The sequence below is a fragment of the Demequina sediminis genome, from assembly GCF_030296675.1.
In the GTDB taxonomy this organism is placed as follows: Bacteria; Actinomycetota; Actinomycetes; order Actinomycetales; family Demequinaceae; genus Demequina; species Demequina sediminis.
In genome coordinates this window covers 456,082-475,361 of record NZ_AP027736.1, presented here as the reverse complement: position 1 = coordinate 475,361, position 19,280 = coordinate 456,082, and the positions used below count along the sequence as shown (strand labels likewise).

Sequence of the window (19,280 nt, the reverse complement as noted above, 5' to 3'; positions counted from 1 at the left end):
GGCGATCACGCTGAGGGACGATGCCGTGGGCACGGCAGGGCGCATCGCGGCAGCTACCGTCGTGGGCGGGTGGGCGTGTATGGCGAGAATCGCGGCCGCCTCGAGGACTCCCCGCGGTGCGGGAGCTCGGGTGGGTGGTGCGACGCGACCTGTGGGGCCGCGGCATCGCGACCGAGGCGGTGAGCGCGGTGATCACGGCCCTTCTCGAGGACCCCGCCGTCGCGGAGATTCACGCGCGCTGCCGGCCCGAGCATCGCGCCTCCGCCAAAGTCATGGAGCACCTGGGCCTCGCCCTCGCGCGGCGCATCGACAACGACATCGAGCGCGACGGCGCCTGGATGCACTCCGACGTGTACGTGCGGCGCGTCGCCTCCTGATGGTCGCGGCCTGATGCCGATGCGCCGCTGGGAACGCGCGGACGTGGCCGCGTCCTGGCCGAGGCCCGGCGCGGCCGACGACAAGTACTCGCGCGGAGTCGTCGGGGTGATCGCGGGATCCGAGGCCTATCCGGGTGCGGCGGCCCTGGTCGTGTCCGCCGCGGTGCGCGCCGGCGCGGGGATGGTGCGCTACGTCGGGCCGCCGCGCGCGCAGGATCTGGTCCTCGCTCATCGTCCCGAGGCCGTGGTGCACCACCCCGTCGACGCCGCCGAACGCCTGCCGCGTGCGCAGGCCTGGGTGGTCGGCCCGGGGGTCGCGGACTATCCCGAGCAGGACGCGGCGATCGGGGCCGTGATCGCGCAGTCGGTCGCAATGGTCGTCGACGCAGGGGCGCTCGAGACCGTGGCGCGTGCACGCGCCGCAGGTGCGCGTGCGGTGGGGTCCGAGCGCGTGCTTCTCACCCCCACGCGGGTGAACTGGTGCGCACGCTCGGGGCGCTCCGCCACGACGTCACGCTCGCTGACGTTGAGCGCGATCGCGTGGGCCACGCGCGGCTGCTGGCCGAGACCGCACGCGCGACGGTGCTTCTCAAGGGCGCCGTGACGCTCGTGGTCTCGCCCGGCGGCGCGACCATCGAGCTGCCCGAGGCCCCCGCGTGGCTCGCGACCGCGGGCGCGGGCGACGTGCTCGCCGGCATCGCGGGTGCGCTCCTCGCCGCGGGACTCAGCGCGGACGCGGCCGGCGCGAGCGCGGCGTGGATCCACGCGCGCGCCGCCGAGGACGCGTCGCGTGGCGGGCCGATCGCGGCGCTCGACGTGGCGACGGCCCTCCCCGGCGCGGTGGCCGCCGTGCTGGCCGGCTGAGTTCAGCTCGCGGCACCTCAGTTGGCAGCGCCGAACAGCGTGATCGAGGCCCACGCGAGCACGATCACCACCGCGAGCACGGCGACCACCGCGGCGGCGCGGCCCGCGGCGCGCGAGGCGGCGACGGTCGGCAGCACCGCTCGCGTGAGGCCGGACGTCACGGAGGCCGGCATCGCGACCGCGAGGATCGCGTACGCGGCGCCCGCGGCGGTCTCGGACTGACCCAGCGCCACCAGCGTCACGACCGGCGCGGCGAGCAGCGCTCCCATCACCGCGAAGACGATGCTCGCGCGGCGGTCGCCGCCGTTGCGGGTCGCGGAGAACACGAGCCTGCCGATCGTGTGGGCGATGAGCAGGATGCCCAGCACCGCGATCGCGGTGTTGAGGATGCCAACCCCGACGAAGATCGCGGCGTCGTCGACCTCACTGCGATCGGGGGCGAGAGCCTCCACCACGGGCGCCGCGGCAACCGCCATGAGGAGGGACAGCGCGCCGTAGATCGGGATGCCGATCGCGGTCGCGAGCCATGCGGCACGCCGCGGGTCGAGGGGCTCGGCCACCGGGGCCTCGCTGGCACGGTCCTCGGACATGAGCCCCTCCGCTCCGGCGTCGCGCTCGACGCCCTGGCCTCAGTGTCTCACCGGGGTGCCGCTACAGGAGGGGAGTGACGCGAACCGTGACGGTCTGCCCCGGCGCGAGGCGCTCGGCCTTGAGGACAGCGCGCTTAACGGGCAGGACAAACGTGCGCCGCTCCTTCGACGGGAAGATGCTGGTGCGCCACGTGGTCGCGCCCACGCTCACCTCGACGCGCACGGCGCCGAATCCGCGGCGCGGACCCGTCTGCGCATCCTCGATCTCGTCGGCGATGTCGAAGGGCAGGTCCGCGAACACCCACGAGTCGCTGCGCGCGTCCCAGAGGTAGAGCTCGGCGTCGAACTCGTGCGCGGTCACCTCGCCGCCTCCGCCGTCAGCGCCTTGAGGGCTCGCGCCACGATGTCTGCGGTGGCCGCGGTGGCATCCACGCGCACGCCCGGCTCATCGACCCCGAGACCCTCCAGGATCGCGAACTGCGAGGCGACCAGCGCGGCCGGCATGAAGTGTCCATCGCGCGCCGCGCAGCGGCGGGTCGCCTCCTCCTCGGAGATCGTCAGCTCGACGCACCAAGCGCCCGGCGCGTTCGCCCGCAAGCGGTCGCGGTACTCGCGTCGCAGCGCGCTGCACGCAACCACTACGCCCCCGGTGGACGCGGCGTCCGCGAGCACGCCGCCCACGCGGTCGAGCCACGGCCAGCGGTCCGCATCGTCGAGCGGAGTGCCCGCGGCCATCTTGGCCAGGTTCGTGTCCGGGTGAAGGTCGTCCGCATCGACAAAGGGGACCGCGAGGGCGGCCGCGAGCGCGGCACCCACCGTCGACTTTCCCGTCGCGGACGGGCCCATGACGACGATGCGCGGGATCGCGTGCGACGTCACGGCACCGCCCTTCGTGTGGGGATGGCCACGACCCTATCGGGATCGGGCTCGGCGCCGCGGGCATCGTCGCGGGGGTGGCTCTCCTGGCAGGGGCGCCGCACCGGGTAAGATCAGGACGGTGATCCCCCACTACCCCAACACCCGCACGGCGTTCGCCGGCGGACTGTCGCTGGGGATGCACGTGGGCACCAACGGACAGGTGTCGAGCTGGGGCGCGAGCCTCGCGGGCACCGCTCCCCCACCCTCGGCGCGTGAACGCCGGCCCGGGTGTTGCCCTCGCTCCGCGAGCGAGTGACTCCCCCGCCGGTTCCCCGTCCCTCCCTGCCCCGACCGAGGTGGAACCGTGCTCCTAACCGCCGTCGCGACCGTCCTGGTCGCCTGCGCCGCCGCCCCGGCGCTCAACCGCGCCCTGGGCCGCACCGCGGGCTGGGCGCTCGCCGTGCCCCTGCTCATCGCCGCCGCGATCGTGGGAACGGCGGCGGCGCCGGGGAGGTCGTCACCGAGTCGCTCGCGTGGATGCCCACACTCGGCATCGAGTTCGCGCTGCGCCTCGACGGCCTCGCGCTCGTCTTCGCGATGCTCGTGCTCGTGATCGGCGCCGCGATCCTCATCTACTCGGGCCGCTACCTGGGACGCGGCAAGCACGGCGTCTTCTACCTGCTCATGACGGCCTTCGCCGCCGCCATGCTGGTGCTGGTCCTCACCGACGACCTCGTGGTGCTGTTCGTCGCGTGGGAGGCCACCACGCTGTGCTCGTTCTTCCTCATCGCGCGGCCGGGCGGCGCGGCGCGCGAGTCCGCGATCCGCACGGTGCTGGTGACCGCCGCGGGAGGGCTCGCGCTGCTCGCCGCGGTCGTGACCGTCGCGATCGGCACCGGCACCACGCGCATCGGCGAGGCGCTCTCTCACCCCATCTGGGGAGAGGACGCCGGCTTCACCACCTCCGTCGCGGTCCTCATCGCGATCGCCGCGTTCACCAAGTCCGCACAGTTCCCGTTCCACGCGTGGCTTCCCGACTCGATGGTCGCGATCACCCCCGTCTCCGCGTACCTGCACGCAGCGGCGATGGTGAAGGCTGGCATCTACCTCCTGCTGCGCTTCTCCCCGCCCTCGCGGGCGAGCAGGTGTGGACGGTCATGCTCGTGACCGCGGGCCTCATCACCGCGCTGCTGGGGGCCATCGCCGCACTGCGTCGCGACGACCTCAAGGAACTGCTCGCGTACTCGACCATCAGCCAGCTCGGCCTGCTCGTCGCCATGATCGGCATCGGCACCCCCGAGGCGCTGACGGCCGCGGTGGTCCACACCGTCGCGCACGCGCTGTTCAAGGCGTCGCTGTTCATGCTGGTCGGCGTGATCGACCACGAGGCGGGAACGCGCCGCATCAGTCACCTGGCCGACCTCCAGCCACGAATGCCCGTCACCGCGGCCGCGATCGCTCTCGCCGCGGCCTCGATGGCGGGGGTGCCACTGCTGCTGGGCTTTGTGAGCAAGGAGACGATGCTCGAGGCGTTCCTTCACGCGCCGGGACCGGCGTGGGTGCCCTGGGTCGTCACGGGCGCCGCCGCGGCGGCATCTGTGCTGACCTTCGCCTACTCCGGGCGGATCGTGCTGGGTGCGCTCGGCGGCCGCACGGGCCGCGTCGTGCGCGAGGCCTCCCCCTGCTGTGGGGCGTACCCGCGACGGGCGCCCTCGCGGGACTCGTGCTGGGCGTCGCGCCGTTCGTGCTCGACGGGCTGGTGTCCGGCGGGGCGTCGGGCGCGGCGGGCGAGGAGATCGACAAGCACCTCGCGCTGTGGCATGGGTTCAACGCCCCGCTCGCGGTGTCCATTGCGGTGATCGCCACCGGAACCGCGCTGATCCTCGCGAGGACGCGCGTGTCGCGCGCGCTCGAGCCGCTCGCGTTCCCGTTCCGCGCGCTCGATGTGGTCGACGCGACGCTCCACGGCGTGGTGCACGGCGGCGCCGCCGTCGCTCGCTGGGCTGGCACCGCGTCGCCCCGCAGGCACCTCGCCATTCCCGCGATCGTCCTCACCGCCCTCGCGATCGGCGCCGCTTTCCGCCTCGACGGCCTGCCGCCCGTGATCGGCGACACCTCGCGGCCCCTGGACTGGGCGCTCGTGGTGCTCGTGGCCGGCGGCGTGGTCGCGATGGTGCGGGCGCGCACGCGCATCGCTGCCGTGGTGGTCGCCGGCGTGGTGGGCTTCGCGATGACGCTGTGGTTCCTGGCGCTCGGCGCCGTCGACGTCGCGATCACTCAGCTGTTGGTCGAGATCCTCACCGTCACCGTCTTCGTGCTGCTGCTGCGTCGCCTGCCGTCACGGTTCGTGCGCGAGCGGGGCCGCCCGCGCATCGCCGCCGGCGTGGTCGCGGTCGGCGCGGGAGTCGCGACGGTGCTGGGCGTATGGGCACTCACGGGGCGGCGCGAACTCTCCCCCGCCGCGACCTACCTCCTCACCGAGGGCGAGGCGGAGACGGGCGGGGCGAACATCGTCAACACCGTGCTGGTCGAGTTCCGCGCGCTCGACACCCTGGGGGAGCTCACCGTGCTGGGCATGGCGGGGCTCACCATTGCGGCGCTGCTGCATTCGAGGCGCGCCGTGCCGGTGAGGTCCGCCCACATCGACGAGTCCTCTCCGCTGGCGGACGCCCGCAGCAACACGGTCTTCGTGCGCACCGTCGCGCGCATCCTCGCGCCGCTGATCGTCGTCATGTCCGTGGTGCTGCTGCTGCGCGGGCACCAGGAGCCGGGCGGTGGCTTCATCGCGGCGCTCGTGGGCGGCGCGGGCTTCGCCCTTGCGTACATGGCGGCGCCGAGCGATACGACCGCGCGGATTCGCTGGCCCTATCTCACACTGATCGGCGCGGGAATCGTGGTGGGCGCCGGTGCCGGCTTCGTGGGCTACTTCGACGGCTCGTTCCTCGCACCGATGAGCACGTACATCCTCGGCTACAAGCTCACCTCGTCGCTCGTCTTCGACGTCGGCGTGTACCTCGCGGTGATCGGCGTCATCCTCGCCGCCTACAACCTGCTGGGCCGCCAGCATCGTCTCCCGCGAGATCGCCGGCGCGAGGAGGTGGGGGCACGATGACCGTCGCGCTGACCGCCGGCCTGCTCGTCGCGGGCGCCGTGTACCTGCTGCTCAAGCGGGAGATGCTGCGGGTGATCCTGGGCTTCGTGCTGCTGGGCCACGCCGCGAACCTCATCATCATGGCCGCGGGAGGAACGTCGCGTCGCGAGGCCCCTTCGGCAGCCCGGAAGACCTCGCGGGGGTCGCCGACCCCCTCCCGCAGGCCTTCGTGCTCACCGCGATCGTCATCGCGTTCGCGATCACGATCGTGATGCTCGTGTTCACCGTGACGGGGCGCGAGGATGACTCGTTCACGCCGCACGACACCGACGAGGACGCCGTGTCCGAGGATGACGATGATCGCCCCGACCCGGAGGTGACCCGATGACCGCCACCCTCTTGCCGCTGCTGGTCGCGGTCCCGCTCCTCACGGCCGGCGCGCTCGTCGTCGTGGGAGAGCGGCGCCGCGCGCACACCGCAACGCTGGTCGCGGTGCTGAGTGCCACGTTCGTCGCGGCGGTCGCGCTCGCGGTGCACTTCGGCTCGGGCGCCGCTCCGCTGGCGACCGGCGTGGGCCAGTGGCCCGTGGGGATCGCGATCCCGTTCGCGGCGGATGCTCTCACCGCGATCATGCTTGCCATCACGTCCCTCCTGTCACTCGCGAGCGTCGCGTTCGCCGTCGCGAGCGACCGCGCCTCGACGCGCTACTTCGCGCCGCTCATGCTCGTGCTGATCGCGGGCGTCAACGGCGCGCTACTCACGGCCGACCTCTTCAACCTCTTCGTCTTCGTCGAGGTCATGCTGGTGCCCTCGTATGGGCTGTTCGTGCTCGCGGGACCCGGGGCGGCATCGCTGCGACAGGTGGCAGGGGCGCGGCTGTACGTCGTGGTCAATCTGCTGACCTCGACGATCTTCCTCATCGGCGTCGCGTTCGTGTATGGCACGGCGGGCAGCGTCAACCTCGCGGACCTCGCGGGGGCCGCGCAGGAGGACTCCCGCGTCGCCCTCGCGGTCGCGGTGTGCCTCATCGCGCTGGGCATCAAGGCCGCCGTGGTGCCGGTCCATGGCTGGATCGCGCGGGCCTATCCGGCGACCTCGCCCGCGATCACCGCGCTCTTCTCGGGGCTACACACCAAGGTCGCGATCTACGCGATCGTGCGCATCTACGCGGTGGTCTTCGACGGCGACACGCGCTACCTGTGGGTGGGCGCGGTCGTCTTTGGCGTGACGATGCTCGTGGGCGCCGTGGCCGCGGCGGGCGCCTCGACGTTGCGCGAGAGCCTGACGTTCTCGATGGTGAGCGGCATCGGAACCATCCTGCTGGGAATGGCGCTGTTCACCCAGGCGGGTCTCGCGGCGGCCATCTTCTACCTGGTGCACCACATGATCGTGAAGACCTCGCTGTTCCTGTCCACGGGCGCGATCGAGGTCCGCTACGGCACGGGCGTGTTGGGTCGGGTGACGGGTCTCGCGAAGCGCGAGCCGGTCTTGGCCGCGGCGTTCCTTGTCGCGGCATTGTCGCTCGCCGGCCTGCCGCCGTTCTCGGGATTCGTGGCCAAGGTCGCGCTGGTGTGGGCGTCGCTCGACGCGGGTCAGGGCCTCATCGCGGCGCTCATCATTGTCGCGAGCCTCGTGACGCTGGTCGCCATGCTGCGGATCTGGGCCGCGCTGTTCTGGTCGACCCCGCCCGGACCGGACCTCGAGCCCGTCGCGGGGACTCCGGGGACGCCCTCGGGCGGCCGGGTCGCCCTTGCCCCGGCATCGTCCACCCGCACCCGGGTGCGTGCCGCGCTCGCGGCGCCGGCGGTGGTGCTTGCCGCGCTCACGGTGGTGCTGGGCCTGGCCGCCGAGCCGCTGCTCGCGTTGTCGCAGACGGCGGCGACGGGGCTGCTCGATACGAGCGCGTATGTGGAGGCGGTGAGCACGCCATGAGCTGGGTGACGTGGCCGGTGAGGATCGTGGGACTGGCGCTGTGGTTCGCCAAGGAGATCGTGGTGTCGAGTGCCGCCGTGTTGCGCGACAACTTCACACCCGGACAGAACTCCACGCCGGGCATCGCGCGACTCGAGACCCGCTGCAGGACGGACCTCGAGATCACGCTCTTCGCGTCGATGATCACCATCACGCCCGGCACGCTCACGCTCGGCACGGACGTGGTGGGAGACGAGCAGACGCGCGTGCTGTACGTCCACGGGATGTACGCCGCCGATGCGGACGCGCTGCGCGCGGAGCTGCGCGTCATGGAGAACAAGGTGCTGCATGCGGTGCGGCGCGAGGGGGCACGCTCATGATCGCGCTCGACATCGGAATCGTCATCATCGTGGTGGCATGCTTCGCGGCGACCTACCGCATGCTACGTGGTCCCGCCGAGGCGGACCGGGCGGTCGCGGCCGACCTGCTGCTCTTCGGGGTGGTGGGGCTCGTCGCGCTCATGGGCGTGCGGCTCGCGAACTCCTACACGTTCGACATCGTGCTGATCTCCTCGCTACTGGGGTTCCTGGGCGCGCTGTCGCTCGCCCGTGCGCTGACGAGGGGGAAGCGATGAGCCAGGTCTTCGAGGTCGTGGGATCGGTGTTCGTGGTCCTGGGTGCGCTCGTATTCGCGAGCGCGGCGCTCGGGCTGTTGCGCTTCCCCGACACGTACACGCGCATCTCCGCGGTGGGCACCGCGGGCGGCGTGGGCATGGCGCTGGTCATCGTGGGAGCGCTGTCGCTGCAGCCCACCGTGCCCGATGCCTTCAAGGCGGTCGCGATCATCGCGCTCCAGTTGGCCACGTCCGCGGTGGGATCGATCGCGATCGCGCGCTCCGCATATCTGACGGGCACTCCGCTGTATGAGCCGCGCTTCGACGAGCTCGCGGAGGAGTCCGACCCGGACGAGCGCGAGGAGGCGCGCCTGGCGCGCGAGGAGCGCGAGACGCCGCGCGACGTGGAGTAAGCGGCGCTCACCACTCCTGGAGGCGCTCAAGGCGCACGTCGTAGGCGACGGCTTCGGCCGCCACCAGAGTGAGAGTCACGCCCTCCTCCCCCGCCACGTCCGCGCTGGACGCGACCACGGCATCGGCGATCACGAGCGCGGCATACGGCCGCTTGAGGTCCCCGCGCACGTCGTGAACCTCGCCCGCGCAGGCGGCGGCGGTCGCGGCGATCAGTGCGATCAGCGCGACCGTGAGCGTGCCGCGAGCCATGTACCTCCCCCTTCGCAGGTTCCTCTGCGTGTCACCCTACGGCGCGCGAACTCGCGTCACGACTTCCGCTCTCCCGTGTCCTGACGCCCATGCACGGCTCTCGACGGGCGAGACCGTGGGCGTCAGGCTGACGAACCCCGTCGAGGGCCGCGCGGTCGCCCCGGTCTTCCCCGTCACCCGCATCGGTGTTGTGCTCCTGGGTGCGGGGCGGTTGTCGTGAGTCGGGGGTAGCGGGCTGGCCCGTGCCAACCTCACCGTGGAGCATCGCCGGTCCCGGCGAGACGTGGCCGATCCTCGCCGCCGGCGACAAGGTCCCCGCTACGATCTGGCAGGTATGAGGCGCCTCGTTCCCGGCTTTCACGCGTCATGGAACGACGCCGACTTGGCCTTCGCCTCATTCATCGAGGCACTCCCCGTGCGACGCGAGCAGCTGCGGGCCCGGCTCGCCGAAACCTGTGGACCGGAGCTCGATGGCTCGTTCGAGAGCCTGGACGCGCTCAACGAGTGGTACATCCGCATTGCGTTTGCCGACGAGGACGACGGCACGGACTGGTGGCCGATGTGGCACCAGCGCCGTGACGAGCCATTGGCGACGACTCGATGGCACCGTGGAGCGCCGCCTCGTCTGCTGCGGTTGTGGGAGCTGGTGGCGGTCTACGTCGGCGACTTGTCCCTGGCCAGGGACGACAGAAACTGGCAGAAGGCCCCCAGCGGTCGCGGCGCTGGCACGCGAGTCGCAATGCGGCCCTGGTAGCGCGCTCACCACGCGGGTCCCGAATGTGTCTACTCGTGTTCAGGCAGCCGCGGCGCCGACCAACCAGGATCACGGCCGATCAGTGCGGCGCGCGTGACGGCGGCGGAGCCGAACCGATCGCGGACCGCATCGAGGGCAGTGTCGATGCGCGCCCCGTCGTGCCAGTCGATCGGAAGCTCGAGCTGCATCCTGCCTGCGCTGGTCAGTTGCGCGAGAGAGACGCCGATGAGGGTCACGCCCCGGCCGGAGATATCAGGACCCGCTGCATCGAGCAATTGCTGAGCGACGCCGAGCAAGACCTCGGTGCGATCGGTGGGCGCGGCGAGCGTGCGCGATCGGGTCGCTTTGGTGAAGTCGCCATAGCGAAGCCTCAACACGACGGTCGCGCACGACGATCCGCGATCGCGCAGGCGCTTCGCGAGGCCGTCGACGATCTGAGTGAGGATCAGCCCAAGCTCACCAGCGGTGTACGACCGATTGCCAAGCGCGCGCTGCGAGCCGATGGATCCGTGGCGCTTGGTCGTCGCGACCGGCCGCGGGTCCCGAAGCCTCGCCAGCGCGTGCAGATGCGCACCGGCCGCCTTTCCGAGCCATCGCTCGGCGGTCGCCGCTTCGAGTTCGGCCAACTGCCCGACCGTGTAGACGCCGTTGCTGTGCAACTTCTCCGCGGTCACCGCGCCCACGCCCCAAAGCCGTTCGACGGGGAGCGGATGAAGGAACGCCTCTTCGTGATCCGGCCTCACCAGGAGGAGCCCGTCGGGCTTGCTGACCGCGCTCGCCACCTTCGCAAGGAACTTTGTTCTCGCGACGCCCACCGAAATCGGGAGCCCGGCTTCGGCACGCACACGCTCCCGCAGGCGCACGGCAATCTCCTCGGGAGTCCCGGCAAGGCGGCGAAGCCCCCAACCTCGAGGAACGCCTCGTCGATCGAGACGCCTTCCACGTGCGGCGTGGTGTCGTGGAAGATCGCAAACACTGCGCGACTCGCTGCCGAGTAAGCCTCCATACGGGGAGGGACGATGATGGCGTCGGGACAGAGCGCACGCGCGCGCTGCACCCCCATCGCGGTGCGGACGCCCCGGGCCTTTGCTTCATAACTCGCGGCCACCACCACGCCGCCGCCCACAATGATCGGCCGTCCGCGCAGTGCAGAGTCGTCCCGCTGCTCGACCGAGGCGTAGAACGCATCAAGGTCGGCGTGGAGCACCGTCGCTTCGCCGCGCATCTCCGACCTCCCGCCACCACACGCTCTTTCGGGAATGGTCTCACCTGCGTCCGACACCGCATGGGTGCTCCCCGGTATTGGTTGACGTCAGCCAGTATCGAGGCAGAACCCGGCGGCGGCGCGCGGATGAACCGCCCCGACCTTCGCAGGTGCGCGCACCGACATCGAATACGAGTCACGCGTGGGCCAGGCGGGGCTCGAACCCGCGACCGATGGATTATGAGTCCACTGCTCTGACCTGCTGAGCTACTGGCCCGTGACCCCGAGAGGCCGCGCGTCAGTCTAGCGGGGCGTTCCCCGCCCGAGTCGCGACCACCAGCACCCCCAGGATGGTCACCGGCAGCCTCAGGGATCCGCTAGAGTATTCGAGCGCGATCCTCCGTAGCTCAATTGGCAGAGCAGCCGACTGTTAATCGGCAGGTTGCTGGTTCGAGTCCAGCCGGGGAGCTTGAGAGCCGGTCCTTCGGGGCCGGCTCTTCGCATGTCCGGGCAGCATCGCCCCGCGGAGACGCGCATCACGGCACCGGGCGTGACGCCCAGCGGCCCTACTCTCCCACCGGTCCCGCATCCACCGGAATGGTCACCGATCCATCTGCCTCGAGATCCCCGAACGGATTGACCGCCAGCTCCCACGGGTGCCCGTCGGGGTCCGCGACGTAGCCCGAGTACCCACCCCACTCGGCCGCCTGAGGCCGCTTAAGCATCGTCCCTCCGGCCGCGAGAGCAGCCTCGAAGACACGATCCACCTCCGCCTCCGAGGGGTAGTTCTGCGCGAGCGCGATCGCGCCCGTGCCCAGCGCCGCGCCGGGTCGCGCCTGGTCAGCCGCCAAATCTGCCGCGCCGTCCAGCCCCAGGCCTCGTAGAAGCGCCTCGACCGGCCGAGATCCGCGACCCCGAGCGTCACCACCGAGACTCGTTGCGACATCGCGCACCCCTCTCCCGCTCGTCAGCCCTCGCGGAGCTGCCGCCTGCGCGTCTCCAGCCGGATCATCTCCGCGAACGCCTCCTGCGCCGCGGGAGTCCCCTCGCCTGCGCGCTGCATGCGGCCGCGCAGGTCCGCAGCCTGGCGCGTCAGGCTCAGGTCCAGGAGCCGCGCGAGCACGGACCGCGCATACGCGGCCTCCTCCGCCAGTTTGTCGTGCGGCAGCGGCGTGACGGCGAGCTGCGAGACCAGCGAGGCGAGCTCGGGACCCACCTGCTCGATCACCGCGCCCACCCAGTCCGCCGGGGCCTCCCCGGTCCCCCGACCGCGACCATCGCGTCGAAGATCTGCGCATACTGCGGCGCGGTGAAGGCCGCGCGCGACAACTCGCTCACGATCTGCATCGCCGGGCCGTCACCCGCGATCGCCCGCTGGGCCTGCAACAGCGCACCCAACGCGAGCGCCTCCGCGCGCACGACCGGGTCGCGAGGGTTGGGCCGCGACGCGACCACGGTCGCGATCTGGCCGGTCTCCGGGTCGATCGGCGGGGGTTCGTCGGAACGATGCTGGGGCGGCGGGCCGCCCTGACGCCCCTGGGGGCCGCCGGGCTGGCCCTGCGCGCCACCGGGCCCGCCCGAGGATCCGCCCGCCCGGCCACCGGACTGGCGGCTGGCACGCGAGACGGCGCCCACGACATCGGCCGGTTCCATGCCCAGCCATCCCGCGAGGCGCCGCGCGTACTCGGGCCGCAGCGCGCGGTCGCGAATCTGCGACACGATCGGCACCGCGGTGCGCAGCGCCGCCACCCGCCCCTCGGGGGTCTCGAGGTCGTGCTGCGCGAGCGCGGCGCGAATCACAAACTCGAACAGCGGGACGCGACGGTCCATGAGACGACGCACGGCATCGTCGCCATCGCGCTGACGAATGTCGCACGGGTCCAGGCCCTCGGGATCGACCGCGACAAAGGTCTGCGCGAGGAATTGCTGGTCGAGCGCGAAGGACTTGAGCGCGGCGTTCTGGCCGGCCTCGTCGCCATCGAACGTGAAGATCACCTTGGCGCCGGTCGAGCCGACCTTGAGCTGCGCCTGGCCCGTGTCGCCCATGAGGCGTCGCACCACCTTGACGTGGTCCTCGCCGAACGCGGTGCCGCACGTCGCGACGGCATTGGTGACGCCCGCGAGGTGGCAGGCCATGACATCGGTGTAGCCCTCAACCACCACCGCGGTGCGCTCCGAGCGGATCGTGCCCTTCGCGAGGTCGAGGCCGTACAGGACGTGCGCCTTCTTGTAGAGCTGCGTCTCGGGGGTGTTGAGGTACTTGGGGCCTTGGTCGTCCTCGTGCAGGCGGCGCGCCCCGAAGCCGATGACGTCGCCCGTGACCTCCCTGATGGGCCATACAAGGCGCCCGCGGAAGCGGTCGTAGATGCCGCGCTGACCCTCGGACACCAGGCCCGATGCCTTGAGCTCGGCCTCCGTAAAGTTCTTGCCGCGCAGGTGCTCCGTGAGGTGCGACCAGCCCTGCGGTGCGTATCCGCAGCCGAACATCTGCGCGGCCTCGCGGTCGAAGCCGCGCTCGCGCAGGAAGTCGCGCGCGATGCGGGCCTCGGGGCTCGCGAGCTGCTCGGCGAAGTACTCGGCGGCGATCCTGTGGGCCTCGAGCAGGCGGCGGCGCATGCCCGCGCCCGACTCGGATCCGCGGGGGCGCCGGACTCATAGCGCAGGGTCACTCCGGCGCGTTCCGCGAGGTATTCGACCGCCTCCGCGAACGGCAGGCCGTCCATGCGCATGACGAACTCGATGACGTCGCCGCCCTCGCCGCATCCGAAGCAGTGCCAGCGGCCCGCGGCGGGGCGCACGTGGAAGGACGGCGAGCGCTCGTCGTGGAACGGGCACAGGCCCTTGAGCGAGCCCACGCCGGCAGACTTGAGCGAGACGTGCTGGCCCACGATCTCCTCGATCGGGGCGCGTTCGCGGACCGCCGCGATGTCATCCCTATTGATCGTCCCTGCCACGGGCTCAGACTACTCGGGCGTGGGGACGATGCCGTGGCGCGGTGGAGGGGGCCGGGTCCGGGCGGGACTTCGCGACGTTCTCCCAGGTATGCGGGTCCCATTATGACTTTCCACAGGCTCCTTGGGTCCCTTTTGTCCCGATTGTCGGACCCTGGTGGTGGGATGAAGCCATGGACATTTCGGGCCTTCTCGATCGCGAACCCGGCGGCGCTGCCGTCGTGGTGGATGCGTTCTCGGCCGCGTGCGCGGTGGCGATCGCGGCGGTGGCCGGGGTGCGGGATGCCGCGCGGGGGTCTGGCGGGCCTGACGGGCGGGACGGGCGGGACGGGCACAACGGCGTGGGCGTGGATGCGGCGGTGCTCGCGGCGCGGGCTCAGATCGCCGGGCAACTCGCCCGGGAGGTCGACCTCCTCCTGGCCGAGGTAGCGTGCGCGATCGAACGCCACGGCGACACCGAGCCCGATGGCGGTGTGGCGCGCCGCCTGGGACACCGCGGGACCGTCGACATGATCGCCTCCGTCCTGGGCTCCACGCGCGCCCACGCCGGCCGGCTGCTCGACGTGGGACGGGTGCTCACCCATGAGCCCGCGTCCGACGGTGAACTCGGCCACCATCCACACGTGGCGGAGGCGCTGAACTCTCGCGAACTCTCCGTCGACTGCGCGAGCACCATCACGTCCATGCTCGACGCCCTGCCCGAGACCATCCCCACCGAGCGTCTTCGGAGCGCCGAACGCGACCTCGTCTCTCGCGCGCCCGGGCTGACAGCGACCACGTTCGGCCGCATCGTCACCCACTTCCGCACCGCGCTCACGGTCGACACGACTCCCGCCACCCTCGAACGCCTGCGCGCGAACCGCTACCTCCACCTGTGGGAGGACCGCGACGGCATGCTCGCCATCGACGCACGCCTCGACCCCGAAACCGCCGCCCCCGTCCGCGCCGCCCTCGACGCCCTCGTCAGCGACGCGATGCGCCGCGCCCGCGACAACATCGCCACCGACACCACCAGCGACACCAGTGCCGACACCACCGCCCGCGCAGGAACACCCGCCACCAAGACAGCCGCCACCACAACAGCCACGACCAGAACAGCCGCCCAGATGCGCGCCGATGCCCTCGCGGACCTCGCCCGCCACGCGCTCGCCTGCACCGCCACCGACCTCCCGCTCGCGTCGACTACGGTCGTCGTCCGCGTCCATGAGACAGACCTCCACACCGGGCTGGGCAACGCCGAGATCGACGGCACCTCTCACGCGATCGACATCTCCACCGCACGCCGCATGGCCGCCAATGCTCACGTCATCCCCGCCGTGCTGGGCTCCCACAGCGAACTGCTCGACTGGGGACGCAAACGCCGCCTGTTCACCACGGCTCAACGGCTCGCCCTCATCGAACGCGACGGCGGCTGCGCCTTCTGCGGAGCTCCACCAGGCTGGGCAGAGGTCCACCACATCGAATGGTGGAGCCGCGACCTCGGGATCACCTCCATCGCCAACGGCGTCCTGCTGTGCCGCCACTGCCACCACACGATCCACCACCAAGGCTGGACCATCCACGCCACCACCACCGAAGTCTGGTTCACCCCACCCGCAAGCATCGACCCGCTCCAGACACCCCGCCAAGGAGGCCGCGCCCGCTTCCACGCACCCCGCCACCTCACTCAGCCAGGTTCGCCAGGCATCGTCGCCCATGCGCCTGCGTACGCGTAGTCGAGCCGCGCCTCCCCGCCCCCTCGCGCGGGCCGCCCGCGCGGCGCGCGCTAGGCTGGACCCGCCCCCCACGAAAGGACTGGCTGCTGTGAGAGTGGACGCATTCCTCGCCGACTCGGCTGAGGTCGTGCAGAACAAGATCTACGCGCTGGGCGCGGGGTGGAACATCATCTTTGTGCGCGGCTTCCCTGCCGTGCACCGCCGCCTTTCGGTCGGCGCGATCGTGCACGTGCCCTTCACCGAGACCAACCGTGCGCACCAGTTCGAGCTCAAGCTGCTCACCGAGGACGGCGTCGAGTACCCGATCGGGATCCGTCCCGACGAGGACGGCAAGCCCGCCCCCGTGCGCGCCATGGGTGGCGAGTTCACGGTGGGTCGCCCCCGCACCTCGTGGACGGCGACGAGCAGGTCGCGAGCTTCGCGTTCACCATCGACGGGCTCCGCTTCGACAAGCCCCGCCTGTTCTCGTGGGTCATCAGCGTCGACGGCGAAGAGATGACGCGACTGCCGATGCGCGTGCAGCAGGCGGCGCAGCAGGGCTGATCACGTGGGTGTCTACACCGCGGTGATCGTCCCGCTGGTGCTCGTGGTCTGCGCCGCGCTCGCACTGGCAGGCATCGTCACGCTGATCTGGCCGAATGCTCACCGGGCGGTGCTCCTTGCCATCCCGGCGACCTATGCGGCCACGGTCATCCACCTCATCGCAGTCGTCGTGCTGCTCCTCACGGGCGTCGACGCTGGGCTCGTGCTCACGCTCGGCTACCTGATGGCGTCGCTCGCGCTGCTCGCCCTGCTGGGAATCGGCCGGCTAGGCACACCCGAGGCCGCCGCCGCGGATCCCGATCCCACCCGGCCCGTCCTCGCGCCCGACCAGATCGCCCGCGTCGATGCCGCCTCGGCGGTGATCGTCGCGATCGCCCTCGCCGTCGTGGTGTGGCGCGTCATCATCATCGTCGAGGGGGCGCGTGAACTACGTCGCACGCATCGCGCTGGTCGTCGCATACTCGGTGCTTGGCCTCGCGGCGCTCGGCCGGTCGACGGTCCAGATCACCACCAAGCTCGCCGACGCGCCCGTCCCCTATCTCGTGTCAGGACTGTCAGCACTGCTCTACACGGTCATCGCGCTCGCGCTATGGAAGCGGTGGGCGGGGGTCGCGTTGGTGGGCACCGTGGTCGAGCTCGCCGGCGTCGTGATCGTCGGCACGCTCGGCTACGTGGAACCGTCCTGGTGGCCCGACGAGACGGTGTGGACCGGCTACGGCTCGGCCTATGGCTGGGTGCCGCTGCTCCTGCCGATCATCGCCCTAGTGCTGCTGGTGCGCGAACGCACGGCACACGCCACCCGCACGGCCAGGAAGGACCCGTCATGACAACCCCTCACACCGCGGACATCGAGGCAGGCGAGCCGACTCCGCGCCGCACCCCCGCCTTGGTGGCGCTCGACCTCCTGCGCGGAGGCCTGATCGGCACTGCGGAGACCGTACCCGGCGTCTCCGGCGGCACCATCGCGCTCATGACTGGCGTCTACGAGACGCTGCTGACCTCCGCGGGACACCTCATCGCGGGCATCCGCACCTCCGTCACGGACGGCCTGCGCGGCAAGGGCCTGACGCGGGCGGGTCGCGAGTTCTCGCGGGTGCGCTGGGGGATCATCGTGCCGATCGGCATCGGCATGGTCATCGCGCTCGTCACCATGGCGCGCGTCATGGAGGACCTCATCACCGAGCACCCCGAGACCATGAGGGGACTCTTCCTCGGCCTCGTACTCGCCTCGCTCGCGGTGCCCTACCGCCACGCGATCGCCTCCGAGGACCGCCGCGGCCGTGACGGGTCGTGGAGGGCGCGTGAGTGGGTGATCGCCGTGATCGCCACGCTCGCGACCGCGGTGATCGTCTCGCTGCCGGGCGGAAGCCTCGAGCCCACCCCACTGGTGCTGGTGCCCGCGGCCGCGATCGCGGTCTCGGCGCTCGTGCTGCCCGGACTGTCGGGGTCCTTCCTGCTCCTCACCTTCGGGCTGTATGAGCCGACCCTCGCGGCCGTCAACGACCGCGACCTGGGCTACCTCGCGTGGTTCGCGCTCGGCTGCGCGATCGGTCTCGTGAGCATCGTCAAGGCACTCCAGTGGCTACTGGAGCACCACCGCCGTGTCACCCTCGTGGTCCTCACCGGCGTCATGGCGGGCAGCCTGGTCGCGCTGTGGCCGTGGCAGGACGCGGACGGGGCGAGGATCGCACCCACCGGGTCGATCGCCGCACCCCTGATCGCCCTCCTTGTCGGTGCCGGCATCGTGGTCCTCACCCTGCTCGCGGAACACCGCTTCCTGCTGCGCCGCGCCGCGATCGAGGAGGTCGCTCAGGCCGCCGACTCCGCCGCCGACGCGGCCGACGGCTCCTAGGACCTCGGGCGGCAGCTACGACCGTGGAGAGCGAGACCGCGCCACGTACCTGTGGTGCCAGTCGTATGCCGACTTATCGGTGAGCGACGCCACCTGGTCGATCACCACCCTGGTGCGCGCGGCATCGTCCGCCGCCTCCCGATACATCGCCGCGAAGTGAGGCTCGAGCGCGACGTCGCCCAACTCGACCAGCGCACCCACCAGATCCGCGAGCCGCTGGCGCTGCTGGCGATACGCGTGCTTGCGCTCGCGCGGCGCCATGAGGAAGTGCACCGCGATGCCCTTGAGCATGAGGATCTCGTCGGCGGTCTCTTCGGGGATCACGAGGCTCGCGTGGTGTCGCGTGAGCGGCCCGTCGCCGTAGCGTTCGCGGGTCGCGGAGGCGATCCGGCCCACGAGCCTCCCGATGAGCTGGCTCGTCATGTCCTTGAGCCGCGCGAGGTCCCGGTGTGAGCCGTCGTACTCGTCCATCCACCACGGCTCCGCACGCAGGCGGTCGAGCGCGGCGATGAGCGCCTCCGGCTCCCCTCGCCCGTACCACTGGCGCGCGTGGGCCGCGATCTCGCGCGCCCTGCCATGGTCGCGCAGCACCCCGAGCGACACCGTGTGATGCACCACCGAGTCCTCGACGTCGTGCACGGAGTACGAGATGTCGTCGGCGAGGTCCATGACCTGCGCCTCGAAGCTCTGCGCCCGCTCGGGGGCGCCCTCACGCAGCCAGCGGAACACCGGCAGGTCGTCGTCGTAGACGCCGAACTTGCGCGTGGGGCTGCCGTCGGGGCGCGTGGGCGTCGCGTCCTCGGTCCACGGATACTTGACGCTCGCGTCGAGCGTGGCGCGCGTGAGGTTGAGCCCCACGCTCTCCCCCGTGACGGGGTCGAAGGACTTGGGCTCGAGCCGCGTGAGCAGGCGCAGGGTCTGCGCGTTGCCCTCGAAGCCGCCGATCTCCCGGGACACCTCGTCGAGAGCGCGCTCCCCGTTGTGCCCGAAGGGCGGGTGTCCCAGGTCATGGGCGAGGCACGCGGCGTCGACCACGTCGGGGTCGCAGCCCAGGATCTTGCCGAGGCTCCGCCCCACCTGGGCCACCTCGAGCGTGTGCGTGAGACGCGTCCGAACGAAGTCGCCCGTGCCCGCGCCCAGCACCTGCGTCTTGGCACCGAGCCTGCGCAGCGCACTCGCATGAACGATGCGCGCGCGGTCGCGTTCGAACGGCGTGCGTTGCGCCTGCTTGGGAGGCTCCTGCACGTAGCGCTCCACATCGGATGCGGCATAGCCGTCGGGAAGGGCGCTCACA

General features: G+C 71.4%; 23 protein-coding genes, 2 tRNA genes and 4 pseudogenes. 18 read left to right on the top strand and 11 right to left on the bottom strand.

Features of this window, described 5'->3' with window-relative positions; translation table 11 throughout:
• Positions 1–20 precede the first annotated feature (20 nt).
• Positions 21–377: a GNAT family N-acetyltransferase gene (locus QUE44_RS02480; protein WP_350226875.1), complete on the top strand. Its 357-nt coding sequence runs from the start codon at positions 21–23 to the stop codon at positions 375–377.
• 13 nt (positions 378–390) lie between these two features.
• A pseudogene (locus QUE44_RS13905) lies at positions 391–1,241 on the top strand (ADP-dependent NAD(P)H-hydrate dehydratase).
• A gap of 17 nt (positions 1,242–1,258) precedes the next feature.
• Here QUE44_RS13905 and QUE44_RS02465 read toward each other — a convergent pair.
• The 3 genes from QUE44_RS02465 to QUE44_RS02455 all read right to left on the bottom strand — a co-directional run bounded on the left by QUE44_RS02465 (position 1,259) and on the right by QUE44_RS02455 (position 2,710).
• Positions 1,259–1,831 carry a hypothetical protein gene (locus QUE44_RS02465; RefSeq protein ID WP_286215687.1) on the bottom strand — a complete coding sequence of 191 codons (573 nt, stop codon included), beginning with the start codon at positions 1,829–1,831 and terminating at the stop codon, positions 1,259–1,261.
• 61 nt (positions 1,832–1,892) lie between these two features.
• Positions 1,893–2,192, bottom strand: a complete 300-nt coding sequence (locus QUE44_RS02460) for a DUF1905 domain-containing protein (protein WP_286215685.1) — start codon at positions 2,190–2,192, stop codon at positions 1,893–1,895.
• Positions 2,189–2,710, bottom strand: a complete 522-nt coding sequence (locus QUE44_RS02455; protein ID WP_286215684.1) for a gluconokinase — start codon at positions 2,708–2,710, stop codon at positions 2,189–2,191. The genes QUE44_RS02460 and QUE44_RS02455 overlap by 4 nt, the downstream gene beginning before the upstream one ends.
• Positions 2,711–2,828: 118 nt before the next feature.
• On the opposite strand from QUE44_RS02455, the gene QUE44_RS02450 reads away from it, so the two are divergent.
• From QUE44_RS02450 to QUE44_RS02405, 10 genes are all read left to right on the top strand, one after another.
• Positions 2,829–3,005, top strand: a complete 177-nt coding sequence (locus QUE44_RS02450; protein WP_286215683.1) for a hypothetical protein — start codon at positions 2,829–2,831, stop codon at positions 3,003–3,005.
• A gap of 221 nt (positions 3,006–3,226) precedes the next feature.
• Positions 3,227–3,856 carry a proton-conducting transporter transmembrane domain-containing protein gene (locus QUE44_RS02445; RefSeq protein ID WP_286215681.1) on the top strand — a complete coding sequence of 210 codons (630 nt, stop codon included), beginning with the start codon at positions 3,227–3,229 and terminating at the stop codon, positions 3,854–3,856.
• Positions 3,847–4,548 (top strand): proton-conducting transporter transmembrane domain-containing protein, encoded by a 702-nt coding sequence (locus QUE44_RS02440; RefSeq protein WP_286215680.1) that lies wholly within the window; start codon positions 3,847–3,849, stop codon positions 4,546–4,548. Before QUE44_RS02445 ends, QUE44_RS02440 begins: the two co-directional genes overlap by 10 nt.
• Positions 4,434–5,801, top strand: a complete 1,368-nt coding sequence (gene mbhE, locus QUE44_RS02435) for a hydrogen gas-evolving membrane-bound hydrogenase subunit E (protein WP_350226917.1) — start codon at positions 4,434–4,436, stop codon at positions 5,799–5,801. The genes QUE44_RS02440 and mbhE overlap by 115 nt, the downstream gene beginning before the upstream one ends.
• Positions 5,798–6,052, top strand: a complete 255-nt coding sequence (locus tag QUE44_RS02430; RefSeq protein WP_286215679.1) for an NADH-quinone oxidoreductase subunit K — start codon at positions 5,798–5,800, stop codon at positions 6,050–6,052. The genes mbhE and QUE44_RS02430 overlap by 4 nt, the downstream gene beginning before the upstream one ends.
• Positions 6,010–6,168: an NADH-ubiquinone oxidoreductase chain 4L gene (locus QUE44_RS02425; protein WP_286215678.1), complete on the top strand. Its 159-nt coding sequence runs from the start codon at positions 6,010–6,012 to the stop codon at positions 6,166–6,168. The genes QUE44_RS02430 and QUE44_RS02425 overlap by 43 nt, the downstream gene beginning before the upstream one ends.
• The gene (locus tag QUE44_RS02420) at positions 6,165–7,712 is read left to right on the top strand and encodes a monovalent cation/H+ antiporter subunit D family protein (protein WP_286215677.1); all 1,548 of its coding nucleotides are present in this window, start codon (positions 6,165–6,167) and stop codon (positions 7,710–7,712) included. The genes QUE44_RS02425 and QUE44_RS02420 overlap by 4 nt, the downstream gene beginning before the upstream one ends.
• On the top strand, positions 7,709–8,071 hold the full coding sequence (locus QUE44_RS02415; protein ID WP_286215676.1) for a Na+/H+ antiporter subunit E: 363 nt from the start codon (positions 7,709–7,711) through the stop codon (positions 8,069–8,071). Before QUE44_RS02420 ends, QUE44_RS02415 begins: the two co-directional genes overlap by 4 nt.
• On the top strand, positions 8,068–8,325 hold the full coding sequence (locus QUE44_RS02410; RefSeq protein WP_286215674.1) for an MrpF/PhaF family protein: 258 nt from the start codon (positions 8,068–8,070) through the stop codon (positions 8,323–8,325). Before QUE44_RS02415 ends, QUE44_RS02410 begins: the two co-directional genes overlap by 4 nt.
• Entirely contained in the window at positions 8,322–8,717 is a 396-nt protein-coding gene (locus tag QUE44_RS02405; protein ID WP_286215672.1) for a cation:proton antiporter, read from the top strand. Before QUE44_RS02410 ends, QUE44_RS02405 begins: the two co-directional genes overlap by 4 nt.
• Before the next feature lie 7 nt (positions 8,718–8,724).
• Here QUE44_RS02405 and QUE44_RS02400 read toward each other — a convergent pair whose 3' ends face one another.
• Positions 8,725–8,967 (bottom strand): hypothetical protein, encoded by a 243-nt coding sequence (locus QUE44_RS02400; RefSeq protein ID WP_286215669.1) that lies wholly within the window; start codon positions 8,965–8,967, stop codon positions 8,725–8,727.
• 334 nt (positions 8,968–9,301) lie between these two features.
• Here QUE44_RS02400 and QUE44_RS02395 point away from each other — a divergent pair, with 334 nt between their 5' ends.
• Positions 9,302–9,721, top strand: a complete 420-nt coding sequence (locus QUE44_RS02395; RefSeq protein ID WP_286215668.1) for a hypothetical protein — start codon at positions 9,302–9,304, stop codon at positions 9,719–9,721.
• A 29-nt stretch (positions 9,722–9,750) separates the two neighbouring features.
• On the opposite strand, the pseudogene dinB reads toward QUE44_RS02395, so the two are convergent.
• Positions 9,751–10,946: pseudogene (gene dinB, locus QUE44_RS02390) on the bottom strand (DNA polymerase IV).
• Between the two features lie 182 nt (positions 10,947–11,128).
• A tRNA-Ile gene (locus QUE44_RS02385) sits at positions 11,129–11,202 on the bottom strand.
• 119 nt (positions 11,203–11,321) lie between these two features.
• On the opposite strand from QUE44_RS02385, the gene QUE44_RS02380 reads away from it, so the two are divergent.
• Positions 11,322–11,393 (top strand) — tRNA-Asn (locus QUE44_RS02380).
• 98 nt (positions 11,394–11,491) lie between these two features.
• Here QUE44_RS02380 and QUE44_RS02375 read toward each other — a convergent pair.
• The 4 genes and pseudogenes from QUE44_RS02375 to QUE44_RS13895 form a co-directional block, all read right to left on the bottom strand.
• A complete protein-coding gene (locus QUE44_RS02375; protein ID WP_286215667.1) occupies positions 11,492–11,776 on the bottom strand; it encodes a VOC family protein in 285 nt (94 codons plus the stop codon).
• 116 nt (positions 11,777–11,892) lie between these two features.
• The gene (locus tag QUE44_RS13900) at positions 11,893–12,153 is read right to left on the bottom strand and encodes a hypothetical protein (RefSeq protein WP_350226873.1); all 261 of its coding nucleotides are present in this window, start codon (positions 12,151–12,153) and stop codon (positions 11,893–11,895) included.
• Positions 12,150–13,541 (bottom strand): DNA primase, encoded by a 1,392-nt coding sequence (locus tag QUE44_RS02370; RefSeq protein WP_350226872.1) that lies wholly within the window; start codon positions 13,539–13,541, stop codon positions 12,150–12,152. Before QUE44_RS02370 ends, QUE44_RS13900 begins: the two co-directional genes overlap by 4 nt.
• Before the next feature lie 92 nt (positions 13,542–13,633).
• Positions 13,634–13,813: pseudogene (locus QUE44_RS13895) on the bottom strand (CHC2 zinc finger domain-containing protein); the annotation flags it as partial.
• A 236-nt stretch (positions 13,814–14,049) separates the two neighbouring features.
• Here QUE44_RS13895 and QUE44_RS02365 point away from each other — a divergent pair.
• The 4 genes and pseudogenes from QUE44_RS02365 to QUE44_RS02350 all read left to right on the top strand — a co-directional run bounded on the left by QUE44_RS02365 (position 14,050) and on the right by QUE44_RS02350 (position 17,986).
• Positions 14,050–15,591: an HNH endonuclease gene (locus QUE44_RS02365; RefSeq protein ID WP_286215666.1), complete on the top strand. Its 1,542-nt coding sequence runs from the start codon at positions 14,050–14,052 to the stop codon at positions 15,589–15,591.
• A pseudogene (locus tag QUE44_RS02360) lies at positions 15,572–16,134 on the top strand (DUF6941 family protein). The gene QUE44_RS02365 and the pseudogene QUE44_RS02360 overlap by 20 nt, the downstream one beginning before the upstream one ends.
• A 422-nt stretch (positions 16,135–16,556) precedes the next feature.
• Entirely contained in the window at positions 16,557–16,961 is a 405-nt protein-coding gene (locus QUE44_RS02355) for a hypothetical protein (protein ID WP_286215664.1), read from the top strand.
• The gene (locus QUE44_RS02350; RefSeq protein ID WP_286215663.1) at positions 16,958–17,986 is read left to right on the top strand and encodes a DUF368 domain-containing protein; all 1,029 of its coding nucleotides are present in this window, start codon (positions 16,958–16,960) and stop codon (positions 17,984–17,986) included. The genes QUE44_RS02355 and QUE44_RS02350 overlap by 4 nt, the downstream gene beginning before the upstream one ends.
• 15 nt (positions 17,987–18,001) lie before the next feature.
• On the opposite strand, the gene QUE44_RS02345 is transcribed toward QUE44_RS02350, so the two are convergent.
• Entirely contained in the window at positions 18,002–19,279 is a 1,278-nt protein-coding gene (locus tag QUE44_RS02345) for a deoxyguanosinetriphosphate triphosphohydrolase (RefSeq protein WP_286215662.1), read from the bottom strand.
• Position 19,280: the final 1 nt, after the last annotated feature.